This window comes from Deinococcus yavapaiensis KR-236, assembly GCF_003217515.1.
Taxonomy (GTDB): Bacteria; Deinococcota; Deinococci; order Deinococcales; family Deinococcaceae; genus Deinococcus_A; species Deinococcus_A yavapaiensis.
In genome coordinates, this window is record NZ_QJSX01000004.1 from 224,582 (window position 1) to 246,226 (window position 21,645).

Below are 21,645 nucleotides of genomic sequence, written 5' to 3' on the forward strand. Positions count from 1 at the left end.
AACGACGGGGCGAGCCTCGCGGCTCGTCCGGGAAGGACATTGATTTGAAGCTTCACGAGTACCAAGGCAAGGAATTGTTGCGCCGCTTCGGCGTGAACGTTCAGGAAGGCCGCGTGGCCTACACACCCGACGAGGTGCGCTCCATCGCTCAAGACTACGGTCAAGCCGTGGTCGTCAAAGCGCAAGTGCACGTCGGAGGGCGTGGCAAGGCAGGCGGCGTGAAGTTCAGCCCCACGCCCGACAAGGCGTACGAGAACGGCCAGAAAATTCTCGGGATGGACATCAAGGGCCTGACCGTGAAGAAAGTTCTCGTGACGAAGGCCGTCGACATCGACAAAGGCACCGAGTATTACGTCGGGATGATCGTGGACCGCAACGTGCAGTCCTACACCTTGATGGCGTCGTCCGAAGGCGGCATGGAGATCGAGGAAGTCGCCGCCGAGAAGCCCGAGGCGATCATTCGTCACCGCGTCGATCCCGTGACGGGTCTGCGTCCGTTCGAAGCGCGTGAAGTGGCGCTCAAGGCGGGCTTCAAAGGCAATCTCGCCAAGATCGCCGACATGATGGTGAAGATGAGCGAGGCGGCCCTCAAGATGGACGGGGTGCTCGTGGAGATCAACCCGTTGTTCGTGGACGAGTCGGGCACGCCGCTCGCGCTCGACACGAAGTTCGAGATCGACGACAACGCCATGTATCGCCACAAGGATCTGGCCGAGTGGCGCGAACTCGAAGCGGAGCACCCGCTGGAGATCGAGGCGAGCAACTACGGCTTCGCGTACGTGAAGCTCGACGGCAACGTCGGTGTCCTCGGCAACGGAGCGGGCATCGTGATGACGTCGCTCGACGTCGTGAATCGCGCGGGCGCCAAGCCTGCCAACTTCCTCGACATCGGCGGTGGGGCGCGCGCTGACATCGTGTACAACGCCGTGAAGCTCGTGCAGAAGGACCCTGACGTCAAGGCGATCTTCGTGAACATCTTCGGCGGCATCACGCGCGCCGACGAAGTGGCCAAGGGCGTCATCCAAGCGCTTCGCGAAGGCATCCTCACGAAGCCCGTGCGCATGCGCATCGCCGGGACCGCCGAGGAGGAAGCCAAGGCGCTGCTCGCCGACGTCAACTCTCCTCTCATCCAGATGTATCCCGACATGTTCCAAGCGGCGGACGCCGCGGCGGCGGAGGCGAACAAGTAATGGCGATTCTCGTCGACAAGAACACGAAGGTGCTCGTGGTGGGCATCACGGGCCGCGAAGGCACGAACCACACGAAGGCGATGCAGGCTTTCGGAACACAGGTCGTGGCGGGCGTGACGCCCGGCAAGGGCGGCATCGTCCACGAGGGCGTGAAGGTGTACAACAGCGTCGTCGAGGCGCAGGCGGACGCCGAGGTGGACTGCTCGATCATCTTCGTGCCTCCGGCGGGCGCGGCGGACGCGGTGCTCGAAAGCGCGCACGCGGGCGTGCCCCTCATCGTCCTGATCACGGAGGGCGTGCCCACCGTGGACATGATGCGCGCCGTGCAGGAAGTGAAGTACCTCGACGAGGAAAGCCGTGAGCGCGGTGGCAAGGGCGTGCGGCTCATCGGCGGCAACTGCCCGGGGCTCGTGTCGAGCGGCGAAAGCAAGATCGGCATCATGCCCAACCGCATTTTCGAGACCAAGGGCCGCGTGGGCCTCATCTCGCGCTCAGGCACCTTGACGTACGAAGCGGCGAAGTTGCTCGGAGACGCGGGCGTCGGAACGTCGACGACCGTCGGCATCGGCGGCGACCCTGTCATCGGCACGACGTTCGTGGACGTCTTGCCGATGTTCGAGGCGGACCCCGAGACGGACGCGATCGTGCTGATCGGCGAGATCGGTGGCGCGGACGAGGAAGCGGCGGCCGAGTACATCAAGAACCACATGCGCAAGCCCGTCGTGGCGTTCATCAGTGGTCGGACCGCTCCGGCAGGCAAACGCATGGGGCACGCGGGCGCGATCATCATGGGCAACGTCGGCACGGCCGAAAGCAAGCTCACGGCGATGAAGGACGCGAACGTGCCCGTCGCGGACACGATGCCTCAGATCGTGGAACTCATCCAGCAAGCGCTCACCCAGCGCGCCTGAGCGATTGAGATTCTTTCCGGGCGCCCTCTTTGGAGGGCGCCTTTTCGTGGTTGCCAAGAGGAGGTATTCTCATTATACTCATGACACGCTTATGCACTTCAGACTGAAGTCAGTTAAGGTGCTACACTTATCCTATGAAGCGTGCCCTCTTGTTGATGCTGGCGATGACGTCGAGCGCGCACGCCTTGATGCTGTCGGGCTCGATCGAAGACGACCTCCCCGGAAACGCGCGCGTCGGCGCTTGGCTTGTTTCGAACGCGGGCTTGCCGCTTTCGGAAGTCGCCTCGGCCGCCGTTCAGAACGGCGCGTTTCGCCTCGCTCTGCCGGAGGATGCTCCGAGCGGGCGCGCCCGCTGGTCGCTCACGGGCGACTCGGTCACGTGGCCCGGTGTCGCCGGGAACGTCACGGCGACGAGCGGCGTGGAGACGGGCGAACTGCGCCTGTTCGTGTACGCCGATGCCAACAGCAGCGGTCGGCGCGAGGAGAACGAGCGTCTGCTCGAAGCGAGCGTCACCGCCGGAAAGGCCAGTGTCGCGTTCGTGTACGTCAACCGCGAGTCGGCCGTGAGCGGGCCGCGCGGTCTCAACGTCACGTTGCCCGCCGGATGGAGCGCGCTCGTCGTGGAACTCGGCCGTACCCTCAAGACAAGCGTTCTGAGCGACGCGGCCACCATCCGTTTGAACGTCGTTCGTTGAGCCTTCCGGGTCACGTCAACAAGCGTTCGTACGCCTGCAGGTAACGCGGCAGGATGAGGCTCGGGTGGAAGTGATCTCGGGCGCGCTGCCGCGCCGCCTTCGCCATGCGGCGGTAGGTCGGCGAATCGGAGAGGATGGACAACGCCGCGTGCGCCATGCCGTCGATATCGCCCAGAGCGCACAACACGCCCGTTTCACCGCTCGCCACCACCTCTGGAATACCGCCGATGTCGCTCGCGACGACGGGCACTTCGCAGCTCATCGCTTCGAGCGCGACGAGGCCGAAGCTTTCCTTTTCGCTCGGCAGCACGAAGAGGTCGGCGATCGAAAGTACGGTCTCGACGTCGGGAAAGCTTCCCAGGAACTGCACGCGGCCCAGCACGCCGAGCGCTTGCGCGAGTTCGAAGGCGCGGGCACGCTCCGGACCGTCTCCGATCATCAGGAGGCGCGCGGGCATCTCGGACGCGACGCGCGCGAAGATCTCGACGACTTCGTGCGTGCGCTTGATCGGCCGGAAATTGCTCACGTGCACGAGAATCGCCTCGTCGGGATGAGCGAAACGAGCGCGAACACGCGGGTCCTCGTTGCGAGTGAAGCGGTCGGTGTCGACGAAGTTGTGAATCACGTCGATCGGGACGTCCACGTCGAACAAGTCGCGCGTTTGGTCGGCCAGGAAGTGTGACACCGCCGTCACTCGGTCGGAACGCTCGATCGCGTACTTCGTCGAGTGCCGAAAGGCTCGGTCGACCCCGACGAGCGTGACGTCCGTGCCGTGCAAGGTCGTCATGACGCGCGTCCTCCCCGTGATTCCGCGCGCGTGAATGGCGCTCGTGGCGTGCGGAATGGCGTAGTGCGCGTGCGTGATGTCGACGCCGTGCTCGGAGATGACCTCGGCGAGGACGTTCGCCTGCGCGAGTTCCGGAAAAGGCTGGTCGAACAAAGCGTACGCGTAACTGCCGACTTGGTGAAAGTACGGCCCGTCGCTCAGCTTGTGATTCGACAAGCGAAACGGCATGGCGTTTCCGATGAAGTGTACGCTGTGCCCCGCCTCGGCGACGAGCAGACCGAGCTCCGTGGCGACGACTCCCGACCCGCCCGCGGAAGCGTGGCAGAGAACGGCGATGTTCACGTGATGCTTCCCGAGGCCGAGCTGGGAACGAGGTCACTCATGCGCGAAGATCATAGAGGTGAGCTGCCGACGTCTTGCGTGCTCCCCTTACAATCGTGGTGTGGACGGCATGAGCGTATACTTTCCTTGACTCATGATCGCAATCGTCACCGATTCCACGTGCGACCTCGGCCTCGCTCAACTTTCGCAACTCGGCGTGACGGTGATTCCGCTTCGAGTCCACCTCGGCGGCAAGCAGTGGCTCGACTGGGAAGAGCTCGATCCGGACTCCTTGTACACCCAGATGAAATCCGGAGCCGTCGCGACGACCTCTCCCCCGCCCGTCGCCGAATTCGCTGCCGTTTACCGTCGCCTGCTGGCAGTGTACGACGAAGTCGTGAGCTTGCACTTGTCGAGCAAGGTCAGCGAAACGTACGCGCACGCGCGCGACGCCGTCGAGACGCTCGACTTGCACAGCCGGGTGCAAGTCGTGGATTCAGGATTGGCGACGGCGCCCCTCGGCGAGCTCGTCTTGGCGGCCGCTCGGCTCGCGGCGAGCGGCGCACGCTCCATTGAGGTTCTGGCCGAGTTGCGCACGTTGCAAGAAAGCTTGCACGTCGAGTTCACCGTGGAGTCGCTGGAGTACTTGCGGCGCGGCGGGCGTTTGTCGTACGCCCGAGCTTTCTTGGGCAACCTGCTCGGCGTGCGGCCCGTCCTGACCTTCGATAACGGCCTTATCGTCCCGACCCGCACCGTGCGCGGGCGTGACGTCATGGACGACATGGTGGCGCGCTTGGAGGAACGATTCGCCTCGCAGCCGATCGGACTCGTCATCGCCTACGCGGGGCGCGACCGTGAGCGCATCGATGCGCTGCGCAGATCACTGGAAGGCTCGAAGCTCGTCATTCGGCACGGACGCATTCAGCTTATCGGCGCGGTCGTCGGTGCGTATGCCGGACCGGGAGCATACGGCGTGGCGGCCTATCCGGTTCCTTAAGGCCGAACGTGAGAAGAATTTCCGGCGTGACTTCACAATGTGATTTACTGTGGCGGTATGCGCTGGGTTCTGGTCGTTCTCGCACTTGCCATTGCGGCCCTGGCCTACTTCTTCGGCTTGCGCCTCGGATATGTCTCCTTGACCCCGACGTACATGTTCAACGCCCAGGGAGTCAACAACTACTCGTACCGAACGTACGACGCGAACGCTCGTGTCATCTTGACGGGGCGTTGCGAAACGCGCAGCGGGGTAGTCGCGCTTCGGCTGTACTCTCCTTCGAACCGCCAAGTGGCGAGCGCCCTTTGCACGGCGGGCAATACCTTCGCGCTCAATTTGCAAGGCGGCGGCGAAGTCGGCTACTACGTCCTCAACGTGGAATTCGATCGTTTCACGGGCATGCTCGAAATCGATGAAAACCGCGCGGGCGAAACGGGCGGGCGGGACGTCGAGTTAGAGAAGGGGAGCGCGATGAACGCGCTCCCCTTCTCGTTGCTTCGTTTCGTCGATCGACGCCGCGTTTAAGCGTTCGTTTCGCTCGCGGCGCCCAGCTTGTTGATGCGCTTGGCGAGGCGGCTCTTCTTGCGGGCGGCGGCGTTCTTGTGAATGGTGCTGCCCTTGGCGGCCTTGTCGATGAGGCTCTCGGCGAGACGTTGCAACTCGGTCGCGTTCTCCGCGCTCGTCGTGGCTGCCTCGACGGCCTTCTTCGTGAAGGTCTTGATGGTGCTCTTCTTCGAGCGGTTGCGCAGACGGCGCTTGAGGCTTTGGCGGTGCCGCTTCTGGGCGGACTTGTGACGTAGGGCCATGATGTACCTTTCTCTCGCGAAGCGAGGCGGTCCCGCCGAGGACGTCGGCGGAACTCGAGCGAAAGCGACGATTCGCCGCTCCGCGCGCCGAGTGGCGCACCTTCCACGCCCATGGCATGAAAAGCCTTGCCAGTGTAGCGACTCGGCGCGGAGAAATCAAGCGAGGGGGGGCGCGACAAGGGTCACCGTCGCGCGACCCGCCGCTCGTTACACTGCCGGAGTGAGCGACGACTTCATGGAGTACGCCTTTCGGGCGCTCGCGGCGCGCGCCCTCACCGAGCACGAGCTCTTGACGCGGCTCGCCAAGCGCGGCGCGTCGTCCGATGAGTCGAGGCGCGTCGTCGACCGTCTCAAGGAGCTCGGCTACATCGACGACGAGGCGGTCGCGCGAGGAGCCACGACGCGCCGAGGGGTCGGGAAGATGCGCGTGAAGTTCGACCTCGCGAGGCGCGGCGTCGACAAGAACGTCATCGCCGAAGCCGTGAGCGCCCGAGGCGACGACGAGGAGCGCGAGGAGGCGGCGCGCTTGGTGGAGCGCTACCGCGACAAGTGGTTGCGGGCCAAGGATCCGCGCGCCAAGGCCTTCGGGTTCCTCGCGCGCCGAGGCTTCGCCGTGAGCGTCATCTACGAGGTGATCGGCAACTTGCACGGCTCGGAACTCGCCGACGTCGCGCCGGACGACCCGTGACGCTTGACACGCTTTGCTGGCGCGGCTAGACTACTGACCGCATTCGGATGACGAGTGCGGCACCACCGACACGCTCGCGTGTCATTCATCGAGGCGTAGCGCAGCTTGGTAGCGCACTTCGTTCGGGACGAAGGGGTCGGAGGTTCAAATCCTCTCGCCTCGACCACAGCAACCTGGCCCCCTTTGGGGGCCGTTCTTGTTCACCCTTCTTCGCACAGAGAAAGCTCCGCATCATGCGCGTGTTCGCCATTGCCGACCTTCACCTTTCGGCCATGCATTCCAAACCCATGACGATCTTCGGTTCGAACTGGCTCGGCCATCCGGACGCGATCTTCGAACGCTGGGCAAACGTCGTACGCGACGGCGACCTCGTCCTGCTGCCCGGCGACTTGTCGTGGGCCATGCGGCTCGACGACGCCCTCGTCGATTTGAAGCGCGTGGCCGAGTTGCCGGGCACGAAAGTCATTTCGCGCGGCAACCACGACTACTGGTGGCCTTCGATCAGCAAGTTGCGTGCCTCGCTGCCTCCTTCCATGTACGCCGTGCAGAACGACGCGTTGACGTTCGGCGACCTCGTCGTGTGCGGAACGCGCGGTTGGAGCGTGCCGGGCAGCGACGATTTCGGTCCCGACGACGACAAGATCTACAAGCGTGAACTCGAACGACTGCGCCTCGCCTTGGAGGCCGCGCGCCGCACGGGCGCGCCCCGCACGGTGCTGATGCTGCACTACCCGCCGAGCAACCTGCACTTCGCGCCCAGCGGCTTCACGTCCCTGATCGAGGCGTACCGGCCCACCTGCGTCGTGTACGGTCACCTGCACGGCATCGGTGTGGAGCGGTCGCTGAAACGCTGGGGCGACGTCTCGACGCACCTCGTCGCGGCGGACGCCTTGAAGTTCACGCCGAAGCAAGTGTTGTGATGGCTCAGGGGCGACGCTGCTCGAAGAAGGCTTCGAGCAGCCGTCCGCACTCACGCGCCCGCACGCCGCGCACGACCTCGAAGCGGTGACCGAAGTTGGCCCGAGAGAGATCGCGCACACCGCCGAGCGCGCCCATCTTGACGTTGTCCGCGCCGTAGACGACCCGTCCGACCCGCGCCTCCACGATCGCCCCGAAACACATGGGGCACGGTTCGAGCGTCACGACGAGCGTGCAGTCGGTGAGGTACGGCGTTCCGAGCACGTGAGACGCTTCTCGCAGCACTTCGAGTTCCGCGTGGCGCGTCATGTCCCCCGAGCGCCGCGACGTGTTCGCGGCGCTCGCGACGATAATTTCGCCGCGCACGACGACCGCCCCGATCGGGACCTCACCTGCCTCGAAGGCTTCACGCGCGGCGCGCAAGGCTTCGCTCATCTCGCCGTCCCAAGGCCGGGGGGAAGCGCCGAGGGCGACGGACGTCACGGGAGGATCGAGGCCGAGCCACAGAACGTCGCTTTCCACCGCGAGCAGCCACACGACGTCTCGCTCTCCACGCGGAACCTTCGCGTCCGTGAGGACGTCGCTCACCTTGCGAGTGCCGCCGGGAAGCCGGATGCGGTCGCCGGGGCGGCGGTGCCTCAGGACCGCTTCGGGAGGCGGATCGAACGCCGGCATCGGCCAGGTACGCGGCGCGGCGTGCAGACGGCCGTTGGTGACCGTGACGTCACGGCGACCGGGCAAGGTGAGGTGGGTCGTGCCTTTGCCTTGCAAGGCGTGCGCGAGGCGGTCGACGTGAGCGGCGTGAAAGGTCAGGCGCGAGGCGCGTAGGCGCGAGGCGACGAATCGGCGAAGAACGCCGAGCGGTTCGCGCGAGAAGTCGGCGTCCTCGGGAAGCGCCGCGGCGAGGTCGCTCAGGACGCGTTCGTCCTCCGCGTCCCAGTCGGCGCGGCGCGCGAGGGCCACCTCGACGTTCGGGAAGCGCTCCGTGAGGCTCGGCAAGATCTCGTGCCGCAACCAGTTGCGCGTGAACGTCACGTCGCGGTTGCTGTCGTCCTCGCGCCACGGCTGCCCGAGCGCCGCCAGGTACGCGCGGATCTCGGCGCGCGACACGTGCAGCCACGGTCTCTCCACGCGACCCGCCCGCCGTGAAATGCCGAGGGTGGCGTGCTCGCCGCGCAGCACTTCGTGCAGCACCGTCTCGGCTTGATCGCCTCGGTGGTGCGCCGTCAGGACGACGTCGGCGCCGGCCGCCTTGGCCGAGCGGGCGAGAAAGTCGTAGCGCACGCGCCGCGCGGCGACCTCCAAGCTTTCACGGCGCTTCTCGGCGACCGCGCGCACGTCCACGCGGCGCACTTCGCACGGCACGTTCAGCGAAGCGCAGAGTTCTGTGACCCAGCGAGCGTCGTCGGCCGAGGACGCTCGTAGACCGTGGTCGAGGTGAGCGGCCGCCACGACCGCGCCGACGCGCAGCAAGGCGCGCAGCATCGCCACGGAATCCGCGCCGCCCGAGAGGCCGAGCAGCAAGCGACGGTCGCGATACGGCGCGAGCGACGTCTCCAAGCTCTCCACGTCCGCCAGTCTAGCCCACGGCGAACCGACCTTCGCTCTTCGCACCGTCGCGCCGCCGAGGGCCTTCTACAATGGCCGCATGACGATCAAGATCGGCGACTTCGCTCCCGAGATCGACGCGCGCAGTGACGACGGTCGGTCGGTGAAACTGTCGACGCTTCGAGGCGCGTGGGTCGTGCTGTACTTCTATCCGCGCGCGAGTTCCCTGGGTTGCTCCGTCGAGGCGGCTCGCTTTCAACAAGCCCTGCCCGAGTTCGAGCGGCTCGGCGCCGTCGTCGTGGGTGTCAGCACCGACACGGAGGCGGCGCAGGCGAAGTTTCGCGAGACGTGCGACTTGCGCTTTCCGCTGCTGCCCGACGGAGACAAGACGATCTCGCGCGCTTACGGCGTCATCGGAGGCTTGATGGGACTGCTCAACATGGCCGACCGTCAAACGTTTCTGATCGATCCCGAGGGACGTCTCGTCCAGCACTGGCGGCGCGTCAATCCCCACAAGCACGCCGCCGAAGTGCTCGCAGACTTGCGGCGGCGCGTGGACGTCTTGTCGGAGCCGCCAGCGGTTCGAGGTTGAACGCGGCGGGTTACAGGCGGGCGCTGGCGGTGACGTTTCGCAAGAGGAGTTTGTCGAACAGCCACGACTCGCCTTCGAGCAGCCGCACGCCGAAATAGCCTTGGCGGTTCTTGGCGGCGACGTCGAGGGACGGTCCGCCGAGAGAGAACAGCCCGGAGCGGTTCGCGCCGAGGGTGAGGCTCCCGATGCGGTTGGCCGTCTCGGCGGTCGCGTCGCACACGAAGTACGCGCCGAGGTCTTGGCAGGCCTCGGTCGCGGACGGCAAGCTCGGTCGCACGTAGACGTCGGCTCGACTCACCGTTCCGAGCCCGCTGTACACGGCGTTGCCCGACAGCTGAACGCGGCTGAACACGGTCGGGATGGTCGTGTCGGCGAAGCGGTTTTCCTTGGTGTACACGACGATCGACGCGTCGGGACGGCTCGGAGGCAGCGTCACCTCGAAGTCGCCGATGCGCTGGGAAGGCAAGGGGATGACGCCGCAGGCGGCGAGGGCGAGCGGCAGAGTCGCGGCAATCAGTCGTTTCATCGTTTCGTCAGTATGCGGCCCGCCTTCGTGACGGGCGATGAACGCCTGAAAAAATTCTTAAAGTCTGCGGTCTGCGAGGTGCTTGGCGACGCGCGTCTCCAAGCACGAAGCGGGCAGCCCGTATACTCCCCGCATGAAAGAGACGACCAAACGCCCGTCCACCGCGCCGAAAGTGCGCCTCAAAGCGGGCCGCGAGCGGCGTGTTCTGGGTCGCTATCCGTTCGGGCATTCCGGAGACATCTTAGAAGCCGACGCGGGCATCGCGCCCGGCTCGATCGTGGACGTGCACGCCGAGAGCGGCACCTTTCTCGGTCGCGGCTACTTCAACGCCGAAGGTGGCACCCCCCTGAGAATGCTGACGTTGGAGCGCGAGGAGATCGACGCGCGCTTCTACGAGCGGCGCGTTCGTGAAGCGCTGCGGCGACGCGAGGAGCGCGTGACGGGCACCAACGCTCTGCGCGTCGTGCACGGCGAGGCGGACGGCTTGCCAGGCGTGATCGCCGACCGATTCGGCGACGTGCTGTCCGTGCAATTCAGAAACGCGGGCGTCGAGCGGCACCGCGACCTCGTGCTGAACGCCTTGGCGAGCGTCACGGGCGCTTCGAGCGCGTTCGAGCGCTCGGACACCGTGGAGCGCCGACGCGAGGGGTTGGAGCTTCGAACGGGCGCCTTGTGGGGCGAGTTGCCCAGCCGCGTGGAGTTCTTCGAGGACGACCTCACCCTCGCCTTCGACCCGACGACGTCCCAAAAGACGGGCTTCTACCTCGATCAGCGCGACAACCGCCGCTTGCTGCGCTCGCTCGTGAATCCCGGTGATACCTTTCTCGACGTGTACAGCTACACCGGCACCTTCAGCTTGCACGCGGCGAAGGCGGGCGCGAAGACGCTGGCCGTCGACAAGGACCACGTGGCGCTCGGCGTCTTGGAGGGCTGCGCGCGCGACAACGCCGTGGAGCGCCTCGTCGGCGTGCGGCTCGGAGACGCGCTCGACGTTCTCGGGGCGCTCGAGAAGGAAAAGCGAACGGCGAGCGTCGCCGTGTTCGATCCGCCGACGCTCGCCAAGCGCAAGGACGACGTTCCGAACGCCAAGCGGGTGTTCACGACGGGCGCGGCGAGCCTGCTTCGCATGCTTTCGAACGGCGGGCATCTGCTGATCTCGACGTGCGCGCACTACCTGCGCGTGGACGATCTGCTCGACGCGGCGCGCGTCGCGGCGGGCGAAGCGAACGTGGGAGCGGAAGTCGTGGCCGTGACGTACCAGCCCGCCGATCATCCGTGGATGTTGGCGGTGCCCGAAAGCTTGTACCTCAAGAGCGTGTTGCTGAAGGTGGAAAAATGATCGAGTTTCCGTCTCCTCCCATTCCGCCGAATCCCGGCGGTTGCACCCTGGAGCCCGCCGCATACGCCTTGGACTGGCTCGTGACGAAGTGGCACGCCACCGTGCGCGTCAACGGCGAGGCGCACGAGCGCGTGCTCGTCGCGGACTTGCTGCGACGCATTTCGGCGGAGCCCGCCGCGTTCGGCGTGAACGCCGACGAGGCTCGTCGGGCCGTGGAGCGCTTCGTGACCCTCGGCGGTCAGGTGCTGGAGCGCGAGGGCGGCTCGGCGGCGTGGCTGGCGCGCGAATTTCCCGCCTGACTCGCAGCGAGCCGCTCGACGCCCTCACGAATGCGGTGCTCGGGCAGATGGGCGAAAGCGATCAGCACGCCGGGCGGCCTGGGCAGTTCGCCGTACTCGGACGTCACGCTCACCCCGACGCCGACGCTCGCCGCGCGCCAACGAACGTCCGCCTCGTCGCTGCCGAGCGGCAGAGCGACGTGCAAGTGCAAGCCCGCCCCGGTTGCCGTGGGGCGCCATGACGGCAGGTACGTCTGGAGCGCCCTCAGCAGGACGTTCGCGCGCGCCTCGGCGACGTCGCGCACGACGCGCAGGTGCCGCGCGAAGGCGCCGCTCTCCAAAAAGTCGGCGAGGGCGAGCGCGTCCAAGGTGGGAGGTTGGCGGTCGGTCAGGGCGCGGGCGCGAGCGAGCGTCGCGACGACCGCTTGGGGCGCCACGAGGTAACCGCTGCGCAGGGCGGGCGCGAGGCTCTTGCTGAACGTCCCGACGAAGATGACGGCGTGCGGCGCGAGTCCTTGCAGGGCCGTGAGAGGACGGGCGCCGAAACGGAATTCCGAGTTGTAGTCGTCCTCGACGATCCACGCGCCCGCCGACCGCGCCCACTCCAGCGTGCGCAACCGCCGCTCGGCGCTCATGGCGGCGCCCGTCGGAAATTGGTGGGCGGGCGTCACGTACAAAAGCGTCGCCTGCCTCGGCAACGCCTCGACGATCAAGCCGCCTTCGTCCACGGGAACAGGAACGACCGTGGCGCCGCTCGCTTCGAAGACGCGCCGGGCGGCGACGTAACCGGGGTCTTCCATCGCCACGACGCGGCCAGGTTCGAGCATCACGCGGGCGAGCGCGTCGAGGCTGCCTTGAGAGCCGCTCGTGAGCATGAGTTGGTCGGGCGTGGCGTGCACGCCGCGTTCGCGCGCGAGGTAGGCGGCGAGAGCTTCACGCGTGACAAGCGGTCCGAGCTCGTCGCCGTAGCCGCCGAAGCGCAGTTCGGGCGCACGGTGAGCGAGCGCCTCGGCCCACGCCTCGCTCGGAAAGAGCTGCGTCGGGACTCGGCCGAGGCGAAAGTCGATGTCGAACTTTCCCGCGTCCGCCGACGGGCGATCGTGAATCGCTCGACGGGCCCACGAGGACAGCGCCAGGGGCGGCGAGCGACCTTCGGGAGGCGCGCGGCGCTCGCGCTCCAAAAGCTCGGCCACGAACGTTCCCGACGCTTCACGCGTCACGAGGTACCCTTCGGCGACGAGCATCTCCACGGCTTCGAGAACGGTGTTGCGCGCCACGCCCCACTCGCGCGCGAGCGTGCGGCTCGATGGAACGCGCGACCTCGGCGCGAGTTCACCCGCGAGGATCGCTTCGCGCATACTGCGGTACACGCGGCGGTACAAGGCTTCGTTCGGGCGAGGCGGCAGGAGGTGCACCTCGCTCAGTGTAGTGCGCCGTGAATCGCCACACTCGCCTTCACGGGGCCTCTCTAGAATGAGCGGGTGGCCCCGCCCGTCTCCTCCTTGCTCCGTGAATACCAAGATTACGTGATGGCCTACCGCCTTCGCTCGGCGGTGGGAGGCCGAGTGGCTCCGCGCGGACCGCTGCTGCCTTTGAGTTTGTACGCCCGCAAGCGTATCGAGCGGCAATCCCTGGCGGGCGCCCTCGTGCGCAAGGAGATTCCGCTGGCGGGCTTGCGGGAAATCGACCGGCTCACGAACGAGACGGCCTTCGGCTTTTGGCACAACCCGGCGGAAGTGGCGGACTTCCTGCGAGCGGCGCTTCGCGGCGGCGGCCACCCCGCGCTCGGTGATCCGAACGCCTTCGAGAGCCTCTTGTCGGACGCGGAAAAGTCGCGGTTGGGTGTCAAGGTGAACGACGTCTGCCGTCACTACCTCACGTGCCTCGCGCTCGCCGCGCCGGGCATCGACCCGTCGGCGCTCGAGTCCATCTACAAGCGCGTGGAGGCGTTCGACATGCCCTTGTTCGCCGACGAGCTTCCCGACACCGCGAAATAGCAGCAGCCCCGAGCAGGACGCTCGGGGCTTGCTGCTGGCGGCGGTTCAGCCGTGGTTCGGCATGCAGGCCGTCACTTCGGGCGCGACGCCGTCGGCGAAGCGTTTGAAGTTGTTGCGGAACATTCCGGCGAGCTTCGTGGCCGTGCGGTCGTACTCGCCTTGATCGGCCCAGGTGTCGCGTGGACGCAGCACCTCGCTGGGAACGCCGGGCACACTCGTGGGAATTTCGAGGTCGAAGAAGGGCTCCTTTTCGAAGGCCACGTCGTCGAGGGCGCCCGAGAGGGCGGCGCGCAGCAAGGCGCGCGTGTGGGCGATGCTCATACGGCGTCCCGCGCCGTACTTGCCGCCCGTCCAGCCGGTGTTCACGAGCCACACCTTCGCGCCCGATTCCTCGACGCGCTTGGCGAGGAGCGCGGCGTACTCGCCGGGGTGCCGAGGCATGAACGGCGCGCCGAAGCACGTCGAGAAGGTTGGTTGCGGCTCCACGACGCCTTGCTCGGTGCCGGGAATCTTGGCCGTGAAGCCCGAGATGAACTGGTACATCATCTGCTCGCGGGTGAGGCGCGCGATGGGAGGCAACACCCCGTAGGCGTCGGCCGTGAGGAACACGACGTTCTTCGGGTGTCCGCCGCGTCCTTCGGGCACGATGTTGTCTATGAACTCGATCGGGTAGGCGCTGCGGGTGTTCTCCGTCAGGCTGCCGTCGTTCAAGTCCGGCGTGCCGTCGGGCTTCAGAACGACGTTTTCGAGGACGGTGCCGAAACGGCGGGTCGTCGCGTAGATGGCAGGTTCGGCTTCGGCGTTGAGGCCGATGACCTTGGCGTAGCAGCCACCCTCGAAGTTGAAGACGCCTTCGTCGCTCCAGCCGTGCTCGTCGTCGCCGATCAAAAGGCGCTCGGGGTCGGCGCTGAGGGTCGTCTTGCCGGTGCCCGACAAGCCGAAGAACAGCGCGACGTCACCGTCCTTGCCCATGTTCGCCGAGCAGTGCATCGGCATGACGCCTTGCGCGGGAAGCAGGAAATTCAAGACGCCGAAGATGGCCTTCTTGTTTTCGCCCGCGTACTTCGTGCCGCCGATCAAGACGATTTTGCGCGTGAAGTTCACGAGGATGAAGGTGCCGCTTCCGACGCCGTCACGCTGGGGATCGGCTCGAAAGGACGGCACGTTGAGAACCGTCCATTGCGGGCGGAAGGAGCGCAGCTCGGCGTCATCGGGACGCACGAACATGTTGCGCACGAACAGGCTGTGGTACGCCATTTCCTGCACGAAGCGTACGGGCAGGCGGTAGCGTTCGTCGGTGCCCGCGTAGAGGTCTTGCACGAACAGTTCGGCGCCCCTCAGGGAAGCCGTGACACGCTCGTACAAGCGGTCGAAGACGTCGGGAGCGATGGCGGTGTTGAAGCCGCCCCACCACACGGCGTCCTTCGTGGCGTCGTCGAGAACGATGAAGCGGTCTTTCGGCGACCGTCCGGTGTGCGGCGCGGTGTGAACGACGAGGGGGCCTTCCAGCGCGAGCGTGCCTTCCCCCAGGCGCAGGGCCGCTTCGTACAGCTTCGGGGCGTTGAGGTTGAAGTGCGCCACGGCACCGTGAATGCCGAGTTCGTCGAGGTTGCGCTCCAATGCGGTCGTCATGCGTCCTCCCATCGCTCCACTAACGAGCGTTCGTTGACCGCCATTTTGACTCATGAAGACGTCTTGGCGCAACCCCGCAGACGTCGGTGTTTCTCACGAAGGAACACAAAAGCGAGACCGAGTTCAGATCGGTCTCGAGGATTGGAAGCGAGGCTCAAGCCGGGTTGTCGCGCAGTTGCTCCGACATGGCGCCACGGTCGTCGCGCGGCGTGTACGTCATGCAAGCGGCGCCTTCGCTCGACATCGACACTTGGATCTGCCCCGCGTGGCACTGGTGGTCCTCGTTGTAGCGGCATCGAGTGACGTCGCACTGACCGACCACGCTGAGTTGTCCGTCTCGGTTCATGTCCTGCATCATGCCCGTCCTCCTTCGGCGGCGCTCGACCGCCTCGTGTGCGTTCAGGGTGGACGACGAACGCGCCTCCGAATGTGGAGGCGCGTCCTTTGTGGCGGGTCGTTCAACCCAAGTGACTCGCTCGGTTTTTTCGCGCTGACACGAGGTTCAATTGAGGGTCGCCGAGCGAATGCCCGAAGCGCAACGAACGCGATGCTCGACGGCGTCGCCGTCGAGGACGCCCGCCTCTCGAAGGCCGAGCGTCACGATTTCCACTTCCGCCCACGCGCGCCGCAACTCGCCGCGCGCCCGAGCGAGGAGAATCGTGAGGTAAGCCTCGACGGCGTCCGACTCGTCCTCATGGGCGGCCGCGTCCTTCAGCAGGCGCCGCGCGCCGTCGAGCGCGCCGTCGTCTTGCGCTTCCCCGAACTTGATCTGCCGCGCGGCGACGCCCGCGAGCTGCGTCATCACGGTCTCTTCGAGCAGGGCGCGGTGAACGCGCAGCGTCCCGGGTTGCGCGCGCGCGACGAAGTGCAGCGAAGGCTGGGGGCGCACGCGCACTTCCTTGACGCGCAGCGTCGGACGATTGAACTTGCACGCGAGAACGGCCGAGCCGGCGAGGCCGTAGGCGAAGGAAAGCTCGGTGTCGGATAGCGGCGCGGACGCGGGCAGAATGTCGAGGTTCGGCATGATGAGGAGGGCGTCGAAGAATCCCGACGAACCAACTCTACTTTGACGGGCCATGAAGGAAACGTCAAGGGACGTCCTTCCCATTTGTCCCGCCTCGGCGGCCGATTCGATACCATGAATTCATGGACGTGCATCGCCTCGCCTTCAGCCTCGATCACCGAATCGGTCACGTTTTGAGGCGTGAAGACGGCGGCATGTTGACCCTTCAAGAGACCCTTCCCGTCTTCGAGCATCCCGAGGACGCCGATCGATACGCGCTCGATCACGCGCTGCACCTCACGCCCGCCGCAGCGAGCCCGGTGCAACTCGACGTGCTCGCCTTGTGGCTGTCGCGCGACCGCGTCGACATCTCGCACGACGTCCTCTTGCACGCCTGGGAGCTTTTCGCGGCCGTCGCCCGCTCGCTGAAATCGCGCGACAGCCGCGTCGTCGCCGAATTCGAAGGTCCCGGCTGCCTCTACGACAAGCTGTTTTGGACGAGCGTCACGCCCGGCGGCGCCCTCTCCGTCGCGGAACGTGCCAAGCTGCGCTGGGTCCTCGCCGAGGGCTTGCGCTCCTTTCGCGGCGCCCTCAGCTGGCAAACGGCGCGAGACACCACGAACTGACAACGTCGTGTTTCGGCCCCGCCTCCCCGAAGGAAGCGGGGCGTCTTCTTGCCGCTCAGCTCGACGCTGAGGTGTAATTGCGCAGCGCGTAGCGCCAAAACAGGCGACTGACGACCATCAACGTGACGGCGAGCAGCGGGGACGCGATGGCGAAACCGGGCGGAAGCTCGCCGAGCACCGCCCAAGCAGGAACGGTCGTGATGAACGCGATCGGCACGACGAAGGTCAGCAGGAAGCGGATACCGCCCGGAAAGGCCACGACGGGGTAACGGGCGGCGGCGAAGAAGCCGTTGAAGAGCTCGGTGATGTTCTGGACTTTCACCCACCAAAACGCGGTCGTCGCGAGCATGAACCAGATGGAATACACCGTCACGAGGGCGCTGAGGTACAGCGCGAGGCCGAGGAGCACGCCGCCGACCGTCACGCCTTGCAGTTGCACGAGCCCCCACACGACGATGCCGACACCGATGAGCGCGTCGCCGATGCGAAAGGCGTTGAGGTTGCGCGTGCTCACTTGGAACTGCGCGTCGATGGGCTTCAGAAGGGTGAAGTCCATCGTGCCGAGACGCACGCTCTCGGCGATACGGTTGAGGTTCGGGGCGAGCGCGACGGCGATGAACGAGTTCGTGAGCATGAACAGCCCCAGCACGACGGCCGCTTGGGGCGCCGTCCAGCCGCCGAGCGTGGAGGCGTTGCGAAAGAAGATCACGAGGGTCAGCAGACCGATGCCAACTTGACCGAGGCTTTCGAGCAGCCCCGCGATGAAGTTCGCGCGGTATTCCATCTGCGCGCTCAAGGAAGCGCCCGCGAAAATGCCGACGAGCCGCAGGTAACGCTTCACGCGCCCACCGCCCCGTACCGCTTGACGCCCCGCCGCCACATGACGAGGCGAAGCGTGGTGAGCGCGGCCAACCAACCGAGCAGCACGACGACGCCTGACGCGACATCGCTCCAAGAAGCCGTTCCGGAGATCATGCGGGCGGGTAGGTTCACCATGTACGGGTAAGGCGTGACGAGCGCGAAGGCGCGAATCGCGTCCGGGTACAGCGAGAGCGGCGCGAAGATGCCGCCCAAAGCGGCGTACGCGAGGAAGGAGAGGTTTTGCAAACTCGTGGCCGACTCCATCCAGAAGGCGAGCATTCCCAGGCAGTACTCCAGCAGGAAGCGCGTCATGAACGCCACCGTGATGACGCCCGCGAAGGCCAGCCACATCAGAGGGTCGGCCGTGACGTGCGCGCCCGGCACCAGCAGCACGATGGCGGCGACGATGACCGCCATGAACGGCAGGCGCACGACCTTCTCGGCGATGTGGGCCCCGACGTGCTCCCACATCGGATCGAAGGGCCGCAAAAGCTTCGGCGAGAGTTGCCCGAGTCGCACCTGCATGTCGAGTTCCCACACCACCCACACGACGAGCAACTGACCGACGATCCACGTGCCGAGAAAGTACGAGGCGAAGTCGCCGCCCGTCAAACCACCGATGGTGCCCGTCGGAGACGAACGCGCCTGTGAAATCCAGATCGCCATCATGATGAAGCTGAGGGTGCCCGTCAGCATCCAGATGATCACCTCGGCGCGGTAGACGAGCATGTTGGCGATTTGCGTCGCGAAGACGGCGCGAAGTTTGCGCGCGAAGCTCACAAGTGTTCGTTTCCACGCTCGGCTCCGAACAATTGGCCGATGACGCTTTCGATGGGCGGGTCTTCCACGGTGAGGTCGGCGACGTCGAGTTCGGTGAGGAGGCGCGCGGCGAGCATCGAAACCTCGGCGCGCGGCACGTTGACTTCCGCCGAGAGGCCCTCGAGCGCGACGACTTCGCCGTAACGGCTCAGCAAGTCGCGGGTAGTCGGCGAGCCGAGCTGCAGCTTCACGGTCTTGTGCGGGCTGCTCTTCTCGGCGAGTTCGGCGAGGTCGCCATCGAAGACGAGGCGACCCGCGTCGATCACGAGGATGCGCTTGGCGAGGGCCGTGACGTCGGCCATGTAGTGCGACGTCAAGATGACGGTGGCGCCGTATCGTTCGTTGTACGCACGGATGAACTCGCGGATGCGCACCTGCATGTTGACGTCGAGGCCGATGGTGGGCTCGTCGAGAAATAGCACTTTGGGGCGGTGCAGCAAGGCGGCGGCGAGCTCGCACTTCATGCGCTCGCCGAGGCTGAGCTTGCGCACCTGCTTCTTGAGGATCGGCTCGAGGTCGAGCACTTCCGAGAATTCGGCCATCGTCCGCTTGAACGCGTCGTCGGGGACTTCGTAGATCGCTTGGTTCACGAGGAAGGTGTCGAGGGCGGGCAAGTCCCAGATGAGCTGTTGCTTTTGGCCCATCACGAGGGTGATGTTCTTCAAAAAGGCCGTCTCACGTTTTTGCGGTCGGTGCCCGAGAACGCTCAACTCACCGCCCGACGGGTGCAGGAGGCCCGCGAGCATTTTGAGGGTCGTGGTCTTCCCTGCCCCGTTCGGCCCGAGGAAGCCGACCATTTCGCCGCCTTGAAGATCGAAGCTCACGCCGCGCACGGCTTCCACCTTGCGGGTCTTGGGATTCACGAAGGACTTCAACGACCCGAGAAAGCCGCCTTCCTTCTCGGTGACGTCGTACGACTTGCGCAGATCGCGCACGCGAACGGCGGAGGGAGGCGAGGCGGACAGCACTTGGGGTTGAGGCTCGACTACGGTCATGGCGTCCTCCGAAGAAGTTCAGTGTACGTCGTCAACAGATTGAGGTGAAAGTGGTACGCCAATCGGCGCATCGCCTGGCAGGAGTGACCGAGCGTCGGAGGTTTGAACTCAGGTGATGTCGGAAGTGATGCGCGAGCGCTACGAGGCGTCGCGTCCCTTTGGTCGGCTGCTTTCAAGGGCGTGCGAGGGTCGTCAGCCACGAAGGCCGCTTTTCGGAATGACGCTGATGTTGCCGTCGCCTTCCATGTAGGCGGCGGCCACGTCCTCGATGCGCTCCAATCCTTGACGCCGCACCTGCGTCATGAGCTCTTCCATCGTGATGAGCTCGCGGCGCATGTTGCGGCGGTCGATTCTTCCGTCCTTCACGAGCGGCAAGGCGGGCGGGTGGATGAGGCGGTCGAAGAATTTGTAGCGAAACGCGAGCCAGTTGAGACACCAGCTCCAAAAGACGATCGTGCCGACGAGCGCGGCGCCGTTCCACACCGAGTTGGCGGCGCCGCCCATCGCGCCGCCCGACGCGTCGGCGATGAGGACCACCACGAGCAGGTCCGTCACGGACAAGCTGCTCGCCTGCCTTTGCTGCAAGAAGCGCAGCAGCGCGAACAGCACGAGGTACATCACCGTTCCGCGCACGACCGTCTCCGAAAGCGGCACGTCCGGCCCGAACACTTGCGACCAGTTCATACCGAAAGTATGACGAGGGCCTCGTGCGGGCAGACGTGAAGGGCATGAACGAAGTGACCGCACGCGGAGGTCGCTCGCGGCGCGTCGGCGCCGAACGTCAATCGGTGGCCGGAGCGGTCTTCATGGCGCGGCGCGCGCCCCACGCGAGCACGAGCAAGACGGGCAGGCGCAGCAAGGCCGACACGCCGATCGCGCTGGGCACGCCGCACGCGTTGCCCAAGGCGCCCACACCGGGGCCGCCCGCGACTTGACCGAGCGCGTCGGCTTGCGCGGCGATCGAGAGAACAGTCGCCCGCACCCGAGAGTCCAATCCTTGATTGAGCCATGCTCGATACAAGGGCTCGTACAAACCCCGAAGCACACCGACCGCCAGGAAGACCGCGACGGCCCACCAGAAGTGTCCGGCGAGCGCGAAGGCGAGCACCGCCGCCGCGCCGAGCGCGCCGATCCACGTGAGTTGTCGAGCGATACGCGGCACGTCGCTCGTCTCCAAGCGGCGCTGCAACGCTCGCGTGACGACGAGATTCACGAAGGTCCCGACCGCGCCGAGCAAGCTGAACCACGCGATGGGCCGAAGTCCCAGCAAGTCGGGCAGATCAAAGCTTTCGAGAAGATGGAGTTGCCACAAGCGGTCCAGCGCTTCGGTGGACGCTCCGTACAAAACGGCCGCGCCGATCAGGGCGAGCAAGACGGGACGGACGCGCACGGTCCGCGCTCCTTCTCGGAAGGTGCTGGCCATCGCTCGCCACGCCGAGCCTTCGCCGCGGCGCGGCGAGAAGTTCGACTCGGGCATCATGAAGGCGAGAACGCCCGCGAGCGCGAGCAGCACGCCCGCCCCCCCGAGGAGCGGCAAGGCGAGGCTCGCCTGCCCGAGCCACGCGGCGAGCCCAAGGCCGAGCAGCGATCCGACTCGCCCGACTTGCGCGCCCTTCAAGAACAAGGCGCCGACGTTCGCTTCGCCGACCTCGTCGGTGATCCACGCGCTTTGCGCGCCGCTCAGGAAGGTGTAACCGAGCGCGGCGACGACCTGCGCGAGCAGCACGGCGAGAAAGTCGCCGCCCAGCACGACGACGAGAAACGACAATCCGAGGAAGGTGAAGCCCAGCAGGACGGAGCGTCGACGGCTGTACACGTCGGCGACGACGCCCGTGGGGATTTCGAGGAGGAAGCACGAGGCTTCGAGGACCGTGCCGATCAGCACAAGTTGAAGCGGCGTCAGCTTCAAGCTCTCGACGAGGTAGACCCCTTGCGCGGTGAACGCGAGGGCGAAGGCGAGCGAAACGGCGAATTCCTGCAGCAGGAAAGCGCGCCGAGCGGCGTGGGCAACAGACATGAAGACTCCAGGGTGAGGCGGTCCGACAGGACTGACGAGGGCGCGCCGCACACCATGCAGGACGGCGCCGTGAGGGCCGTCACGCGGGCACGAGCGAGCGTT

The 21,645-nt window shown here is 66.0% G+C and carries 25 protein-coding genes and 1 tRNA gene; 13 read left to right on the forward strand and 13 right to left on the reverse strand.

All coding sequences use genetic code 11. The features are described 5' to 3' along the window. Nucleotides 1–44 precede the first annotated feature (44 nt). From sucC to DES52_RS06785, 3 genes are all read left to right on the forward strand, one after another. On the forward strand, nucleotides 45–1,190 hold the full coding sequence (gene sucC, locus DES52_RS06775) for an ADP-forming succinate--CoA ligase subunit beta (RefSeq protein ID WP_110886033.1): 1,146 nt from the start codon (nucleotides 45–47) through the stop codon (nucleotides 1,188–1,190). Further along, entirely contained in the window at nucleotides 1,190–2,101 is a 912-nt protein-coding gene (gene sucD / locus DES52_RS06780) for a succinate--CoA ligase subunit alpha (protein WP_110886034.1), read from the forward strand. Before sucC ends, sucD begins: the two co-directional genes overlap by 1 nt. Nucleotides 2,102–2,235: 134 nt before the next feature. After that, a complete protein-coding gene (locus DES52_RS06785) occupies nucleotides 2,236–2,796 on the forward strand; it encodes a hypothetical protein (RefSeq protein WP_110886035.1) in 561 nt (186 codons plus the stop codon). Nucleotides 2,797–2,806: 10 nt separating this feature from the next. On the opposite strand, the gene bshA is transcribed toward DES52_RS06785, so the two are convergent. Continuing rightward, entirely contained in the window at nucleotides 2,807–3,925 is a 1,119-nt protein-coding gene (gene bshA, locus DES52_RS06790) for an N-acetyl-alpha-D-glucosaminyl L-malate synthase BshA (RefSeq protein WP_110886036.1), read from the reverse strand. A gap of 133 nt (nucleotides 3,926–4,058) precedes the next feature. Here bshA and DES52_RS06795 point away from each other — a divergent pair, with 133 nt between their 5' ends. Further along, entirely contained in the window at nucleotides 4,059–4,901 is an 843-nt protein-coding gene (locus DES52_RS06795) for a DegV family protein (protein ID WP_110886037.1), read from the forward strand. A gap of 57 nt (nucleotides 4,902–4,958) precedes the next feature. Beyond that, complete coding sequence (locus DES52_RS06800) at nucleotides 4,959–5,423, forward strand: hypothetical protein (RefSeq protein ID WP_110886038.1); 465 nt, start codon at nucleotides 4,959–4,961, stop codon at nucleotides 5,421–5,423. Here the strand turns inward: DES52_RS06800 and rpsT are convergent. Next, on the reverse strand, nucleotides 5,420–5,704 hold the full coding sequence (gene rpsT / locus DES52_RS06805; RefSeq protein WP_110886039.1) for a 30S ribosomal protein S20: 285 nt from the start codon (nucleotides 5,702–5,704) through the stop codon (nucleotides 5,420–5,422). The two genes, DES52_RS06800 and rpsT, sit on opposite strands and share 4 nt — an antisense overlap. Before the next feature lie 220 nt (nucleotides 5,705–5,924). Here rpsT and DES52_RS06810 point away from each other — a divergent pair, with 220 nt between their 5' ends. The 3 genes from DES52_RS06810 to DES52_RS06820 all read left to right on the forward strand — a co-directional run bounded on the left by DES52_RS06810 (nucleotide 5,925) and on the right by DES52_RS06820 (nucleotide 7,312). Further along, entirely contained in the window at nucleotides 5,925–6,392 is a 468-nt protein-coding gene (locus DES52_RS06810) for a RecX family transcriptional regulator (RefSeq protein ID WP_170130930.1), read from the forward strand. An 89-nt stretch (nucleotides 6,393–6,481) separates the two neighbouring features. After that, nucleotides 6,482–6,558, forward strand: a tRNA-Pro gene (locus DES52_RS06815). 67 nt (nucleotides 6,559–6,625) lie between these two features. Beyond that, entirely contained in the window at nucleotides 6,626–7,312 is a 687-nt protein-coding gene (locus DES52_RS06820; RefSeq protein ID WP_110886041.1) for a metallophosphoesterase, read from the forward strand. A 4-nt stretch (nucleotides 7,313–7,316) separates the two neighbouring features. Here DES52_RS06820 and tilS read toward each other — a convergent pair whose 3' ends face one another. Further along, a complete protein-coding gene (tilS, locus tag DES52_RS06825; RefSeq protein ID WP_281268560.1) occupies nucleotides 7,317–8,879 on the reverse strand; it encodes a tRNA lysidine(34) synthetase TilS in 1,563 nt (520 codons plus the stop codon). 79 nt (nucleotides 8,880–8,958) lie between these two features. On the opposite strand from tilS, the gene DES52_RS06830 reads away from it, so the two are divergent. Further along, complete coding sequence (locus DES52_RS06830) at nucleotides 8,959–9,450, forward strand: peroxiredoxin (protein ID WP_110886042.1); 492 nt, start codon at nucleotides 8,959–8,961, stop codon at nucleotides 9,448–9,450. A gap of 10 nt (nucleotides 9,451–9,460) precedes the next feature. On the opposite strand, the gene DES52_RS06835 is transcribed toward DES52_RS06830, so the two are convergent. Continuing rightward, a complete protein-coding gene (locus tag DES52_RS06835) occupies nucleotides 9,461–9,976 on the reverse strand; it encodes a hypothetical protein (protein WP_110886043.1) in 516 nt (171 codons plus the stop codon). 133 nt (nucleotides 9,977–10,109) lie between these two features. On the opposite strand from DES52_RS06835, the gene DES52_RS06840 reads away from it, so the two are divergent. After that, on the forward strand, nucleotides 10,110–11,315 hold the full coding sequence (locus tag DES52_RS06840) for a class I SAM-dependent rRNA methyltransferase (protein WP_110886044.1): 1,206 nt from the start codon (nucleotides 10,110–10,112) through the stop codon (nucleotides 11,313–11,315). Next, the gene (locus DES52_RS06845) at nucleotides 11,312–11,614 is read left to right on the forward strand and encodes a hypothetical protein (RefSeq protein ID WP_110886045.1); all 303 of its coding nucleotides are present in this window, start codon (nucleotides 11,312–11,314) and stop codon (nucleotides 11,612–11,614) included. The genes DES52_RS06840 and DES52_RS06845 overlap by 4 nt, the downstream gene beginning before the upstream one ends. Here the strand turns inward: DES52_RS06845 and pdxR are convergent. Beyond that, nucleotides 11,554–13,008 (reverse strand): MocR-like pyridoxine biosynthesis transcription factor PdxR, encoded by a 1,455-nt coding sequence (gene pdxR, locus DES52_RS06850; RefSeq protein WP_110886046.1) that lies wholly within the window; start codon nucleotides 13,006–13,008, stop codon nucleotides 11,554–11,556. The two genes, DES52_RS06845 and pdxR, sit on opposite strands and share 61 nt — an antisense overlap. Before the next feature lie 66 nt (nucleotides 13,009–13,074). Here pdxR and DES52_RS06855 point away from each other — a divergent pair, with 66 nt between their 5' ends. Further along, on the forward strand, nucleotides 13,075–13,590 hold the full coding sequence (locus tag DES52_RS06855; RefSeq protein ID WP_342767070.1) for a hypothetical protein: 516 nt from the start codon (nucleotides 13,075–13,077) through the stop codon (nucleotides 13,588–13,590). Between the two features lie 45 nt (nucleotides 13,591–13,635). On the opposite strand, the gene DES52_RS06860 is transcribed toward DES52_RS06855, so the two are convergent. The 3 genes from DES52_RS06860 to DES52_RS06870 form a co-directional block, all read right to left on the reverse strand. Continuing rightward, nucleotides 13,636–15,222: a phosphoenolpyruvate carboxykinase gene (locus DES52_RS06860; protein ID WP_110886047.1), complete on the reverse strand. Its 1,587-nt coding sequence runs from the start codon at nucleotides 15,220–15,222 to the stop codon at nucleotides 13,636–13,638. Between the two features lie 154 nt (nucleotides 15,223–15,376). Further along, on the reverse strand, nucleotides 15,377–15,580 hold the full coding sequence (locus DES52_RS06865; RefSeq protein WP_245900776.1) for a DUF1540 domain-containing protein: 204 nt from the start codon (nucleotides 15,578–15,580) through the stop codon (nucleotides 15,377–15,379). A gap of 144 nt (nucleotides 15,581–15,724) precedes the next feature. Further along, nucleotides 15,725–16,246 (reverse strand): hypothetical protein, encoded by a 522-nt coding sequence (locus DES52_RS06870; RefSeq protein ID WP_146237209.1) that lies wholly within the window; start codon nucleotides 16,244–16,246, stop codon nucleotides 15,725–15,727. Between the two features lie 122 nt (nucleotides 16,247–16,368). Here DES52_RS06870 and DES52_RS06875 point away from each other — a divergent pair, with 122 nt between their 5' ends. Continuing rightward, nucleotides 16,369–16,851: a hypothetical protein gene (locus tag DES52_RS06875; RefSeq protein WP_110886049.1), complete on the forward strand. Its 483-nt coding sequence runs from the start codon at nucleotides 16,369–16,371 to the stop codon at nucleotides 16,849–16,851. A 55-nt stretch (nucleotides 16,852–16,906) separates the two neighbouring features. On the opposite strand, the gene DES52_RS06880 is transcribed toward DES52_RS06875, so the two are convergent. The 5 genes from DES52_RS06880 to DES52_RS06900 form a co-directional block, all read right to left on the reverse strand. Next, complete coding sequence (locus tag DES52_RS06880) at nucleotides 16,907–17,692, reverse strand: ABC transporter permease (RefSeq protein WP_110886050.1); 786 nt, start codon at nucleotides 17,690–17,692, stop codon at nucleotides 16,907–16,909. After that, nucleotides 17,689–18,492: an ABC transporter permease gene (locus DES52_RS06885; protein ID WP_110886051.1), complete on the reverse strand. Its 804-nt coding sequence runs from the start codon at nucleotides 18,490–18,492 to the stop codon at nucleotides 17,689–17,691. Before DES52_RS06885 ends, DES52_RS06880 begins: the two co-directional genes overlap by 4 nt. Continuing rightward, nucleotides 18,489–19,526 (reverse strand): ABC transporter ATP-binding protein, encoded by a 1,038-nt coding sequence (locus tag DES52_RS06890; RefSeq protein ID WP_110886052.1) that lies wholly within the window; start codon nucleotides 19,524–19,526, stop codon nucleotides 18,489–18,491. The genes DES52_RS06885 and DES52_RS06890 overlap by 4 nt, the downstream gene beginning before the upstream one ends. A gap of 192 nt (nucleotides 19,527–19,718) precedes the next feature. Then, nucleotides 19,719–20,210, reverse strand: a complete 492-nt coding sequence (locus tag DES52_RS06895) for a DUF421 domain-containing protein (protein ID WP_110886053.1) — start codon at nucleotides 20,208–20,210, stop codon at nucleotides 19,719–19,721. 97 nt (nucleotides 20,211–20,307) lie between these two features. Next, nucleotides 20,308–21,543 (reverse strand): MFS transporter, encoded by a 1,236-nt coding sequence (locus DES52_RS06900; RefSeq protein ID WP_110886054.1) that lies wholly within the window; start codon nucleotides 21,541–21,543, stop codon nucleotides 20,308–20,310. Nucleotides 21,544–21,645 lie beyond the last annotated feature (102 nt).